This window comes from Vibrio sp. dhg, assembly GCF_003443775.1.
Lineage (GTDB): Bacteria > Pseudomonadota > Gammaproteobacteria > Enterobacterales > Vibrionaceae > Vibrio > Vibrio natriegens.
Genome location: NZ_CP028944.1, coordinates 1,166,893 through 1,179,334, shown reverse-complemented (window position 1 = coordinate 1,179,334; position 12,442 = coordinate 1,166,893). Strand labels below are relative to the sequence as shown.

The following is a 12,442-nucleotide window of genomic DNA, read 5'->3' as shown; positions in this document are numbered from 1 at the left end:
GATTAGGCTCCTAGTGTCTCAGGTTGTTTGTGGACGTCGTGGATATTGGGGAAAGAAGCCCAAAGCTTCTGTGTGTAGGGATGTTGAGGATGATTGCGAATGTCGTAAGCTTGGTTAACTTCAACTATTTCTCCATGGCGCATGATGGCGATTCTGTCGCACAATTGGCTCATTAGTGCCAAGTCATGGGTGATAAAAAGTATCGAGAACCCGAATTCATCTCTAAGCTGATAGATTTGCTGCAAAATTTCTCGTTGTACAACGACATCTAAAGCTGTCGTTGGCTCGTCCATAATGATCAGTTTCGGATTGAGAGACAGGGCGATGGCAATGACCAAGCGCTGACGCATCCCGCCAGAAAACTGATGGGGGTATTCGCTTAGTCGCTGTCGAGGAATGTTGACCAAGTCCATCAACTTCTGGGCTCGATCCTTAGCTTGAGCATTGGTTAAGCCTTGATGGTGACGCAATACATCGGCAAATTGCTCTTGAATCGTTAAGACAGGGTTAAGTGAGTTCATCGCACTTTGAAACACCATAGCGATTTCACTCCATCGTAAAGCCGTTAGCTCAGAATCCGAGAGATTAAGGATATCTTTTCCCTCAAACAGTATTTTGCCGCCAGAAATGAATGCAGGTGGCTTATGGAGACGATTCACGGAGAATGCGATGGTGCTTTTCCCACACCCTGATTCACCAGCAAGACCAAATATTTCCCCTTTACCTATGTCAAAACTGACGGATTTCACTGCGTTAAAATCACCATTATCTGTGATGTAATCGACACACAATTCTCTGATCTGGATGACCGGATCATTGTGGTATGCATGATTTAAGTTAATACCACTCATATAAACACCTTACCAATCTAAAAGATAATTATTATCATTAGCATGTTGGGACGGTTTTTAGAAAGTGACAGATGGAGAATCGGTGAAGTGACTCGAAAGTTAAGTGAAATAAAAACAGGTTTACGGTGTACGTTAAAAATGTCTGAGAGGACGAAAATGAGAGCTGGATCAGCACACTTTTCTTAGGGGTAATCATTCAAATTTAATCCTAAATTGTTACTTTGGCAAAACTTAAATGATGAAACTATTAATGAGTTAGCGAAAGGTCGGGAGGGTTCACATTTCCCTACTGTTTTGCTTACCACACCTGATGGGGTTTGCTATAGATTACTCATCGAAAACATGGTGTGTTCGGAGGAAATATGTCCATTAATTCTATCGACCATGAAGAAATGAGTAACATCGCTCACAAATGGGAATTACCTGAAGAAGAATCCGTTGTGCAGCCTGACAAAACCGTGAAATCGGCAGAAGCCAGAAGACGCATTGAGGCACTTCGTGAAATCCGTGAAAGTGGTTTGACGATTGAAGAAGCCAAAGAACTGGGTTTGATCCACTGATTCATCTTTGTCATCAACAAACAATTCAAAGGGTAGCTCATTGCTACCCTTTTTCATTTTATGACTCATCGCACCTACTTCAATGGTTAATGTTTTTGTCAACTTTCCTAGTTGTAAAACTATAGCCGCACAATGCCAGACTTTGCTGGATACCATGCTCGCTGGCCTATGGTTATCACTCGCTGTTTTACAGTGTAAATAAGATTTTTAAGCAGGGGATAGCAGTGCCGCGCGTCGATAGAATTTTGATTCGTCGCCAAAAGCGTTGAAATTCGATGGGATAGTCACATCGGTAACTTGAAATTGATCAAGATAAGTGCGTTTCTATTCTCCAATCTATAGTCGGTATGCTATAGTGCGCGGCTAGTATTTAAAGTACCTTGAGGCTGTGAATGTCGTTTAATCTATCCCTGTTGCCGCCTGATGAAAAAAACAAAATCGAACTGGATAAGCAAGCTTCGTTTTTGGTTTGGAAACTCAGAGAGGCCAAATCTGGCCCTGAAGCAATAGAAGAGCAATTATCTAAGATTAACGATGCTGATGAAAAAGCATTTTTCCAGCAATCGGTTGAAAAGTACAAGCGAGTAATGGGCGTCGCGTAAAGCGAATCGTGGCCTTGATAGGAATCAACGCGGCGAATGAGGTAACTTCCCCCATTCCTCAGCAGAGCGAAAATTGAAAACGTTTCGCTTTTTGCTAAAATCCTTCGCATTAAATTTGAATTTAGAGAGAACATCCCGATGGGAAGAAGTTTTGAAGTGCGCAAAGCCTCTATGGCGAAAACTGCAGGCGCAAAAATTAAAGTTTATTCCAAATACGGTAAAGAAATTTACATGTGTGCGAAAAATGGCGGTGCAGACCCAGACATGAACTTGTCTCTTAAGCACCTGATCGCGAAAGCGAAAAAAGACCAAGTTCCTGCACACGTTATCGACAAAGCGATTGATAAAGCGAGTGGCGGTGGCGGTGAAGATTACGCTCCTGCGCGTTACGAAGGCTTTGGCCCAGGTGGCACAAGTGTCATCGTTGATTGTTTAACAGATAACGGCAACCGTACTTTCCAAGATGTTCGCCAGTGTTTTGTAAAAACAGGCGCGAAAATTGGTGTAGAAGGTTCGGTATCTCACATGTTCGATCACCAAGCGGTATTCCAGTTCAAAGGCGATGATGATGAAATCATTCTGGAAACGCTAATGATGGAAGATGTTGATGTCACTGACGTTGAACTAGAAGACGGTGTGATCACAGTATTTGCACCTCATACTGAGTTCTTCAAAACGAAAACAGCTTTGAACGGCGCATTCCCAGATCTAACGATTGATGTGGAAGAAATCACTTTCGTTCCTCAAACTCAAACGCCAATCGCAGGTGAAGATGCTGAGAAATTCCAGAAGTTCCTAGACCTTCTTGATGACTGTGATGATGTTCAGCAGGTTTACCATAACGCTGAGCTGTAATTCGTTCGCGAATTCGATTGAAAGGCTTCCTTCGGGAAGCCTTTTTTGATCGTGCTGGGCGAGTCTTTAATCTTTCTGATTGGGAGGCCGATACAACCATTCATCCGTGCTGAACCCCATTCACTCCGCAAAAACACCATTGGTCGCATCCCTAAGCAGGGGAGAGCACCTTTCCTTAATCTGAAACCATCAAATCAATATTAATAAAGGACAATTACTATGATGGTTTTCAATTCGTACTTCCGATCGGGATTTCAATTATTCATCGCCTTATTTTCCGTTCTCGCACTGAGCAGTAGTTTCGCATTTGCCAATCCTACGGAGTCGTTACTTCACCGATTTAATCAAGCTGAACAAGGAAATTCAGCTTTGGTCGACAGCGTTCATGACGAACTAGTGGTTCTTATCGAGCAGCACGGCGCTACGCCTTTGACTTTGGTGTACCTCGGCTGCTCTCAAACTCTTCAAGGTCGGGAAGCATTTATGCCTTGGAATAAGATGAAGTTTACCGAGTCAGGTCTGGCGACGATACAAAAGGGTTTGGATTTAATGGCTAGCCAGCCGATACCGGTTCAAGAGCAGCAACGATTGCAAGGCTTACCAGAATATCTGTTAGCGACTGCGATGGCGGCGACAACATACACAGCCCTTCCTGATATGTTCAATCACTTTGAGCGAGGCTATGAGCTGTATCTTGCCTTGATCAATGATCCAAGTTTCCAGCAACAGCCTTTTTCCGCTACCGCATGGGTTTACCGTTACGCCATTGAGGCCGCTTTACGCGCTGACGATCAGACACAAGCCCAAGCTTGGTTGGATGAGATGGAGCGCTTAGGTTATGACAACATTGAAACGCAAAACGCCAAGGCACTGCTCGCGAAGCGGTAAGGAGCCACTATGATCACTTTCAATCAACTCAGTCGTGATTATGTCTTAGGAAGCCAGACGGTTCATGCACTGCGAAATGTGTCGGGAGAAGTGTTTGCCGGAGAGATGGTGGCGCTGTGTGGTCCTTCTGGTTCGGGAAAAAGTACGCTCCTCAATATTCTAGGCATGCTGGATACGCATTATCACGGGCAAGTGACCTTTAAAGGAAGCCCATACCCAACCGGGCAAATACAAGCCGCTAAAATGCGCCGAGAAAAGCTCGGTTTTGTATTCCAGAAATTCAATTTAGTGCCCGTGATGACGGCTTTAGAGAACGTTGCTTATCCGCTGCATCTCAACGGTTTTTCCAAAGCTGAACAAACCAGACTCGCTCACGAAATGCTAGACCTCGTGGGCCTTGGGGAGTTTGTTCACCATATGCCAGATAATTTGTCGGGAGGGCAGCAGCAGCGCGTCGCTATTGCACGAGCGTTGGTCCATAAACCGGCATTGGTGATTGCTGATGAACCCACTGCCAGTCTGGACAGCCAAAGTGCCAATAAGGTTATCGACATCATGAAAAAACTGGGGCACGAAAGGGGCACCACTTTCATTATTGCGACTCACGATATGCGAATGGCTTCACGCTGCGATTGTACTCTTGAGCTGGTCGACGGAAACATGACTCAAACGCCTCTTGGGGCTGAGGAGGTTTCATGGGCAAGTTAATCCCAGATTCAGTTCGTCTTGCGTGGCTCAACCTACAGCGTAACCGCCGCCGTAGCCTGCTTTCGATGCTGATTATCGCCATTGCTGTATTTGCCCTGACCAGTGCAGGCGGTTTCGGCTTATATACCTATGACAGTTTGAAAGAGGCAACCGCGCGCGATACCGGGCATTTAACCCTAACAACACCTGGATACTTCACGAAAGAGGAGGAAATGCCTCTAAGCAATGGTCTAAGCCATGTTGATGCTTTTACCAAGCAACTTATCGGTATTAATGAAGTACGAGGCGTGCAGCCGCGTGTGGAGTTCAACGGGCTGGTTTCCAACGGCAGTAAGTCATCCATTTTCATCGGTATAGGTGTGAATGACCGGGAGTTCGATATGAAAGGGCCATTTTTGGATGTGAGAGCAGGGCAGACGCTGTCCAATATCCACGCTTCACGTTATGACCCAGCTGAACCGGAAGTCATGTTAGGTGTGGATCTCGCCAGCAATCTAAACGTAAACGTAGGCGACTGGATCACGCTACTGGCTACGACGACGGACGGCGCGCTCAATGCGTACGACTTTAAAGTTCGCGGCATCTATTCAACGGGCGTTCCAGAGCTGGATAAACGTCAGTTGTATGTACACATCCATAGCGCACAGTCTTTGCTCGGTTCGGACAAAGTCAGTACCTTATCGGTTTTCTTATTCGATACCAATCTGACAAACAAGGTCAGACAAGATGTGGCAACAATTCTGTCGAATCAAAAACAAAGCTTCGGTAATCAAGAGGTTGAAATCACCCCTTGGCAGGAAAGAGCGTTCTTTTATCTCAAAGTGAAGGGGTTGTACGACCGGATCTTCGGCATCATGGGAGCGGTAATGGCACTGGTGGTTTTTGTCGCGCTGTTTAACACCATGACCATGTCCGTCACGGAGCGAACGCGTGAGATAGGTACGTTGTCTGCGCTGGGAAGTTATCCGCGTGAAATTATAGCCGGGTTCTTAAGAGAAGCGGGGTTGCTTGCCGTGATTGGCAGCTTGATTGGCGCGCTGCTGACCGCCGTCGTAACGGTTTTGTTGATGGTGGTAGACGTGCAGATGCCGCCACCGCCGGGACGCACAGAAGGATATCCTCTCACTATTTACTTCTCTTGGGAGCTCGTTGCGGTTGCCGGATTTGCAGTACTACTGATTTGTTTGGTTGCGGCGTTTTTATCGGCACGCAAAGGGGTGAACAAGCCTATTACGGAGGCACTGATTTATGTTTAATTTCAAACGAACCATGCCACTGGCGGTGCTAGTAATCTGTGGCGCAGTCTCCGCAAATGTGCAAGCGCTGGATACACAGCAAGTGGCGCAATTGATGGAAAAAGCCGATGGCTACCGCTTACAGGATCAATCATCTAAAGTCGTATCGTTGGTGCGCTTGTACCAAGATCAAGAATTGGATAAGACCCGTTTATACCATGTTTATACTCGTCCCAATCGAGAGTCACTCGTGGTGTTTAAATCGGCAGTCGAGGCTGGTCAAAAAATGCTGATGATGGGCGATAACTACTGGCTGCAAATGCCTAAAAGCCGTCGCCCGATTCGCATTACACCAATGCAAAAGTTACTGGGTGAAGCATCGATCGGAGATATATCTACACTCACCTGGAGCCAAGATTATCAGGGAGAGTGGAAAGCGACAGAAACCACCTCTGTGAGCGGCAAGAGCATTGCCACTTACCATCTTGTCCTGACCGCTAAAACTGCAGGCGCGAGTTATCAGAAGATCGATCTATGGCTGGCAAAGCAGGATGCGTTTCCAATCAAAGCTGATCTTTATCTACGTTCAGGCAAACTCGCTAAGCAAGCGTACTACAGCCGAGCAACGAAAGATACGCGAGATTACGTCAGTGAGATGACCTTGTTGGACAGCATCCAGCCAAGCAAAAAGACGGTGATCGAGTATCAGGCGATCTTGCCATGGCAGTTGGACGACAAGTTCTACAATCCCAGCTATTTGCCAAAAGCGAACACCTCGCAATTGTAGGCTGCAGTAGGGGACCAATATGCGATTTTGTACTACTTGTATCGCAAGTCTTTTGATGGGAGCTTTCGCTTCCCCCGTATTGGCGGGTAACGAACTGAGTCTCGAATGGGATTGGGCGTTGAGCTACGAGACCGTTAAGCAACGCGAGACTCATTTCATCCCAGCGCAAGGAGATTCTCGTGACTCGCTCAATGCGCTGCTTGATGTGCAAATGAACTACCAAAACATCAGTGGCTTATTTTCGTTTTATAGCCAAGGCTTGTATCTGAATCAACATGACCGAAAAGGATGGGGGAGCGAATCAGACAACCAACTCTTAATACGAGAACTTGTCTGGCAAGACGAATGGCAAATCGGTGATGTTATTCTCGATATCAGTGTGGGTAAATTACGTGTCGATTGGGGCGTGGGGTATGGCTACCGTGTCTTGGATTTGTTCAAACCCTACCGACAAAATCCAGTTGGTTTGGTGGCCGAAGAAGGGGCGGGCGTTTTTTCTGTTTCTCATTACGATTTAGCCGGTGAATGGACTTTGATTGCCACAGACTCAAGTTGGGGGCAACAAGATCAAAGTGCATTGGATCAAGCGACCGAGCAACAAGGTGTTGGTGTACGTCGTTATATGCTGGTGGATGACACGGAATTCCAATGGATTGGTTATTACGATGATGTTCGCCGCGGCTTACTTGGCGCCAGCGTGATTACCGTTTGGGACGAGTCGATAGCCATGCACAGTTCTCTTCTATGGCAAAAGCAGAGTGTCAGTTATCAGATTTCTGATCAGCTTGAACAGCCTGTGTCTGTTGATAACCAAGGCAGTGCATTTCAAGCTTTGGTTGGACTTAACTGGGCTAACCAAGCTGGGCATAACGTAATCGCAGAATATTGGTATGACAGCCGTGCCTGGTCAACGAGCGAATGGGAGAAGGCGATAAGCCGTGGTGACTTACTCTCTTCATTCCCCTCAACTTGGTTGCTTGCGAGCAGTTACGCGCAAGGTTTTCAGCATGCCAATATTGTGCAACATAACGTGATGCTGCATTGGAGTTGGGATGTAGAAGCCTGGGCGGCATGGAGTGGCGCGACGTTTATGACAGAGAATATGGGTTGGTTAAGTGACGTCACACCAACGCTCGATGTCTTGATTTCTCCACAAGACGGCGGTGCGATAGTGACTCAATGGGTGAGTTATCAATGGATTGATACTGGTGACCAAAGTGTGGAACTGGAAGCTGCTGCACGATTTTTATCTGGAGATAAGCAATCCGCGTATGCGCAGATCAATGATAAATATATGATTGTCTTTAATATAAAAGGGAAATTCTAAATGTTCTCAGGGAAGTCAATGAAAGAAGGTGGATGGCGAAGAAGTTTGGTGGAGACCTCTTTATTCTGCCTATTTATTGCTGTAATGACGCTCTTTGTATGGGGCGGCCCGTTATATATTCATTTACTGGTCAGTTTTGGCTTTGGCTATTCGGCCATTTTTTTCTCGTGGTTGATCGACAAACTCTTTCCCACCATCCCGCGTGTAATGGAAATTGCCATTTCTCTCACCGCATGTTTGCTGTTTGGGGTGGTAAATGCGCAGTTTTGGCTTGGCGAATACTTCGGGATCTCTGGCATGTTGCCCATCGGTTTGATGGGATTGTTGTTCAGTGCCATGTGTTTTTTCTATTTTCACTCGCGAGAGAAGCAAGCTATCGCACAGCGTGAATTGGAAACCATCAAGCTCGAGAAAGCGGAAAAAGAGCGCGCCTTATTACTCAGTCAATTGAAACAGATGCAAAGCCAAATTGAGCCGCATTTTTTGTTTAATACATTGGCGAACATCAGTGCGCTAATGTCACAAGACGTGGATAAAGCCAGAAAGATGCTTGATCAGCTCACCGCATTATTGCGTGCAACATTAAAAAGCTCACGTGAACAAAACACGACCATCGACAATGAAACCGCATTGATTGAGGCGTATCTCGCGATCCAACAAATTCGCTTAGGTGATCGCTTGCGATACTCCATTGAAGTAGAGGAAGGTACTGAGCAACTCGAGCTACCCCCAATGATGCTACAACCGCTGATTGAAAATGCCATTATTCACGGCATTGAACCGAAGCGAGAAGGGGGAGAAGTGAGTCTGCGGATCAAACGTGACAACCGGTTACTTGAAATTGAAGTCCGAGACTCGGGTGTCGGGCTGAATCACGTCAGTCAACATTGTGGATCGGGGATTGGGCTTAGCAACTTAAAGCAGCGAATTGATGCTCTATTTTCCGGAGAAGGGCAGGTGTTAATCAGTGAGCTTGTCGAGGGTGGTGTCAGTGTCCGTTTAAGCTGGCCAATTGAGTGGTAATCTAAACAAGGATATGGAGAAATGAAGACTGGAATCACTGCAATTATTGCCGACGATGAGCCGTTGCTGAGGCATCATTTGGACAAAAGCCTGGCTGAAGTATGGCCAGAACTGGAAGTGGTCGCAAAAGTCGCGGACGGTGAGCAGGCTTGGAGTACCATTCAAAATAACCAACCCGACATCGCCTTTCTTGATATTCGCATGCCCGTTTTAGACGGGGTGAGTTTAGCGCGAAAAATTAATCGTATGGTGAATCCACCTTTGATTATTTTTGTTACCGCATACGACGATTACGCGATTAAAGCGTTTGAACAAAATGCGGCAGATTACCTACTCAAACCTATCTCTGATGATCGGCTGCAAACCACTTGTGAACGTGTTCAAGCGCGCCTTGCTAATCGCGTGCAAGACAACGGCAACATGCAGATGAATAGCTTGTTAGAGCAGCTTCAGCAAATGTCTGCGCCCCAAACTCCCCAATATCTGCAATGGATTAAAGCCACTCAGGGGGAAGACATTCATTTGATCGCTACCTCTGATGTGCTCTATTTCAAGGCAGAAGAGAAGTACGTCTCGGTCTATGCACAGCAAGGGCAGGGGATGGTTGTGGAATACCTGATTCGAACATCGTTAAAAGAACTGATCCAACAACTTAATCCTGACCAGTTTTGGCAAGTTCACCGTTCAACTGTCGTTCAGGTTTGTAAAATCAATAAAGTTAACAAAGATTTTTCAGGACGAATGCTTGTCCATATTGGTGATACGAAATTGGCGGTAAGTCGAGCCTCACAAAGTTTATTCAAAGGTATGTGACCGTGACTTTGCAAGGCGCTTTGTTCTTTACACTGTAAACTACGCTCTTATTCCATTAACAGTATATCTACCAACTTTTGTGAAATTGTGGCGTATTAGTGTGCACGGAGGTTTAGTCCCTGACGGTCACTTTCTCGATAATAATCGGATCGCAAGGAACGTCATCATGACCGAGTTTAGAGGTTGTCTTCACATCTGCGATGCGATTGACTACATCCATACCGGCGGAAACTTTGCCAAATACTGCATAGCCCCAACCGAGATTTGTCGTTGCGGTGTGGTCGAGAAAGTCGTTATCTTCCAAGTTAATGAAAAACTGTGCCGTGGCGGAATGGGGTGCATCGGTGCGAGCCATTGCAATAGTACCAATAGTATTTTTTAATCCGCGATTTGCTTCATTTGCAATAGGTGCTCGGGTAGGTTTCTCTGCCATGTCTTCAGTATGGCCACCACCTTGGATCATAAATCCCTTAATGACGCGATGAAAAATCGTACCGTTATAAAAGCCGTCTTCACAATATCTTTTAAAATTTCTTGAGCTTACGGGGGCTTTTTCGGTATTCAGTTCAATTTCTATATCACCGAAATTGGTTGTCATAATGATCATGAGTGGTTCTCTAGTGGTGTTTGGAGCAGGCATTATAGCCCAAGCGATAACATGTTCGTATTATCTTGAGCATTGATCGGTGCCACAGCGCGATGTGCCCGTGAGCCAGTAAGAGATGCGGTATCGGTTGTTGGCGAATTTTATATACAGCCAGTCGGCAACCGGTCTAATTAAGGGCAAACGTAATGGTGCATACAGCCAACCTCTACCCACCAGCTGCCAGGCTCGATAGGTAACGTCCAAACCAAGCAGTAAATTACCGCAGTCGTCCAAAGCGTGGAGTATGGTATTTGCTTTGGCGGCATCGATTTGTGGGTAAGCAGAGAATGCTTCACTATAAATGTCAACGATGCGGATATGTTGATGCGTATCGCGCTTGATCAACGCTCTCATCTCTTTGGCACAAAGCGGACAGGTACCATCATAAAATATGGTGAGTTTTGCCATAGCTGCTCCTTACGTTTCTGCTTAGAATACCGTTTTGACTACACTTTTTTATACGTTGTGTCAGCGATGTTGATTCTAGCCTATTCCATTTTATATTTTCGATAGAGCAATCGTGCATGGTGAATAGATTTGACTGTAAACTATAGGCTACATGAATGTTATTGAAATAAAGACAGTTTTTGCTGATATGCTATAATCTGTCTCCGTTATAGCGAACATTTTTGTTGTTGCTTGAGAGTTTCTCTGGATTCGGCTCATTTAAATATCCATGAGTCAGAGTAAGTAAACTACTCGATAACAAGTCCCCCTTCTGCTTACATTTTAATGCGCTCTCATAGAGTCTATCGCGCATTTGCATGATCTTTAGAATATTTTTGAACACATCAGTGAGAATATTTGCTATTGGAATACGGTTAAATTAACACTCAATCATTATGGAGGATGAAGAGGACAACAATAAGAGGTGATATGAATCATATAATATCTATCGGGGCTCTGGAGTCCTTCATGGTTGCGATCAGTGTGCTATTTCTAGGGCATTTCGTGAATGCCAGATTGCCAGTTTTAAGTAAGTTCAACATACCGGAGCCGATTGTAGGCGGTCTTATCGTAGCCTGCATTATTACGACACTTCATTTCTACGGCATCGATTTAGAGTTCGATCTTCCATTACAAAACACGTTTATGCTGATGTTTTTTTCAACCGTCGGCTTAGCGGCAAATTACACCCAATTGATGAAAGGTGGCGCTAAGGTTTTCATCTTCCTGGCTGTGGCTTCATTCTACATCATCATCCAAAATGGTGTGGGCGTCTCACTCGCAGCAGCACTAGGTTTAGACCCACTAATGGGGCTGGTTGCAGGCTCAATCACGCTTTCTGGAGGACATGGAACCGGCGCAGCCTGGTCTCAAACTTTTCAGGACGTATATGGATTAAATAACGTTTTGGAAATCGCGATGGCGTCGGCCACATTTGGTTTGATCATCGGAGGTATTATCGGCAGCCCGATGGCTGAGCGTTTGGTGGATAAGCATGGTATTGAATCAGAATACGGTCGCAGCGCAAAAACGCATGAAAAATTCCCAGAACTAGTCACCTACAACGAGTACGAAGAAGACAAAGTGACCGCTAAAAAAGTGGTTGAGAAGCTGTTCTTTTTACTGATTTGTGTCACTGGCGCTAAATACTTAGAACAATGGGTAAGTACGTTTGAAATCTCGTGGCTGATGATTCCTGATTTTGTGTATGCCCTGTTTATTGGCGTGATTGTGACCAACTTCCTCGAAGTGACCAAAATTCGCAAGTTGGATGCAGAAACGGTCGATATGCTCGGCACGGTATCGCTATCTCTGTTTCTGGCGATGGCACTAATGAGTCTGAAACTGTGGAATATCTTCGATTTGGCGATTCCATTTTTGGTGATTTTGGCTGTGCAGTCTGCGGTACTGGCAATCTTTACCTACTATGTGACGTTTAAAGTCATGGGGCGTAATTACGATGCTGCCGTCATTGCTGGTGGACACTGTGGTTTTGGCTTGGGTGCCACGCCCACAGCGGTCATGAATATGGGCTCTATCGTTAACCGTTATGGTCCGTCACCTCAGGCATTTATGGTCGTGCCGATTGTGGGCGCTTTCTTTATCGATATCGTCAACTTAGTCATCCTGCAAGGATATATCTCGTTTCTTGGCTAAGAGAAAAGGGAAATGAAAAAAATGGTCACAACGAAAGTTGTGAC

The 12,442-nt window shown here is 45.6% G+C and carries 14 protein-coding genes; 11 read left to right on the top strand and 3 right to left on the bottom strand.

All coding sequences use genetic code 11. From position 1 onward, the window contains the following. Nucleotides 1-2 precede the first annotated feature (2 nt). Entirely contained in the window at nucleotides 3-851 is an 849-nt protein-coding gene (locus DBX26_RS21105) for an ABC transporter ATP-binding protein (protein ID WP_118120811.1), read from the bottom strand. Nucleotides 852-1,213: 362 nt separating this feature from the next. Here DBX26_RS21105 and DBX26_RS21100 point away from each other — a divergent pair, with 362 nt between their 5' ends. From DBX26_RS21100 to DBX26_RS21055, 10 genes are all read left to right on the top strand, one after another. Next, nucleotides 1,214-1,411, top strand: coding sequence for a PA3496 family putative envelope integrity protein (locus DBX26_RS21100; RefSeq protein WP_014233426.1), 198 nt, complete (start codon nucleotides 1,214-1,216; stop codon nucleotides 1,409-1,411). 392 nt (nucleotides 1,412-1,803) lie between these two features. Continuing rightward, nucleotides 1,804-2,013 (top strand): DUF3283 family protein, encoded by a 210-nt coding sequence (locus DBX26_RS21095; protein ID WP_005374484.1) that lies wholly within the window; start codon nucleotides 1,804-1,806, stop codon nucleotides 2,011-2,013. A gap of 138 nt (nucleotides 2,014-2,151) precedes the next feature. Continuing rightward, entirely contained in the window at nucleotides 2,152-2,868 is a 717-nt protein-coding gene (locus DBX26_RS21090; RefSeq protein WP_014233427.1) for a YebC/PmpR family DNA-binding transcriptional regulator, read from the top strand. Between the two features lie 219 nt (nucleotides 2,869-3,087). Then, nucleotides 3,088-3,756: a hypothetical protein gene (locus tag DBX26_RS21085; protein ID WP_118120810.1), complete on the top strand. Its 669-nt coding sequence runs from the start codon at nucleotides 3,088-3,090 to the stop codon at nucleotides 3,754-3,756. Nucleotides 3,757-3,765: 9 nt separating this feature from the next. Further along, a complete protein-coding gene (locus tag DBX26_RS21080; RefSeq protein ID WP_118120809.1) occupies nucleotides 3,766-4,464 on the top strand; it encodes an ABC transporter ATP-binding protein in 699 nt (232 codons plus the stop codon). After that, nucleotides 4,452-5,720: an ABC transporter permease gene (locus DBX26_RS21075; protein WP_118120808.1), complete on the top strand. Its 1,269-nt coding sequence runs from the start codon at nucleotides 4,452-4,454 to the stop codon at nucleotides 5,718-5,720. The genes DBX26_RS21080 and DBX26_RS21075 overlap by 13 nt, the downstream gene beginning before the upstream one ends. Beyond that, complete coding sequence (locus DBX26_RS21070) at nucleotides 5,713-6,486, top strand: outer membrane lipoprotein-sorting protein (protein WP_118120807.1); 774 nt, start codon at nucleotides 5,713-5,715, stop codon at nucleotides 6,484-6,486. The genes DBX26_RS21075 and DBX26_RS21070 overlap by 8 nt, the downstream gene beginning before the upstream one ends. A 19-nt stretch (nucleotides 6,487-6,505) precedes the next feature. After that, nucleotides 6,506-7,813, top strand: coding sequence for a hypothetical protein (locus DBX26_RS21065; RefSeq protein WP_118120806.1), 1,308 nt, complete (start codon nucleotides 6,506-6,508; stop codon nucleotides 7,811-7,813). After that, the gene (locus tag DBX26_RS21060; RefSeq protein WP_118120805.1) at nucleotides 7,814-8,836 is read left to right on the top strand and encodes a sensor histidine kinase; all 1,023 of its coding nucleotides are present in this window, start codon (nucleotides 7,814-7,816) and stop codon (nucleotides 8,834-8,836) included. It begins immediately after the preceding gene. 21 nt (nucleotides 8,837-8,857) lie between these two features. Then, nucleotides 8,858-9,649: a LytTR family DNA-binding domain-containing protein gene (locus DBX26_RS21055; RefSeq protein WP_118120804.1), complete on the top strand. Its 792-nt coding sequence runs from the start codon at nucleotides 8,858-8,860 to the stop codon at nucleotides 9,647-9,649. Between the two features lie 112 nt (nucleotides 9,650-9,761). Here DBX26_RS21055 and DBX26_RS21050 read toward each other — a convergent pair whose 3' ends face one another. Both DBX26_RS21050 and DBX26_RS21045 read right to left on the bottom strand, forming a co-directional pair. Next, complete coding sequence (locus DBX26_RS21050) at nucleotides 9,762-10,256, bottom strand: peptidylprolyl isomerase (RefSeq protein WP_118120803.1); 495 nt, start codon at nucleotides 10,254-10,256, stop codon at nucleotides 9,762-9,764. A 60-nt stretch (nucleotides 10,257-10,316) separates the two neighbouring features. Then, nucleotides 10,317-10,703 carry a thiol-disulfide oxidoreductase DCC family protein gene (locus DBX26_RS21045; RefSeq protein WP_118120802.1) on the bottom strand — a complete coding sequence of 129 codons (387 nt, stop codon included), beginning with the start codon at nucleotides 10,701-10,703 and terminating at the stop codon, nucleotides 10,317-10,319. Between the two features lie 468 nt (nucleotides 10,704-11,171). On the opposite strand from DBX26_RS21045, the gene gltS reads away from it, so the two are divergent. Further along, nucleotides 11,172-12,398, top strand: coding sequence for a sodium/glutamate symporter (gene gltS, locus DBX26_RS21040; protein WP_118120801.1), 1,227 nt, complete (start codon nucleotides 11,172-11,174; stop codon nucleotides 12,396-12,398). Nucleotides 12,399-12,442: the final 44 nt, after the last annotated feature.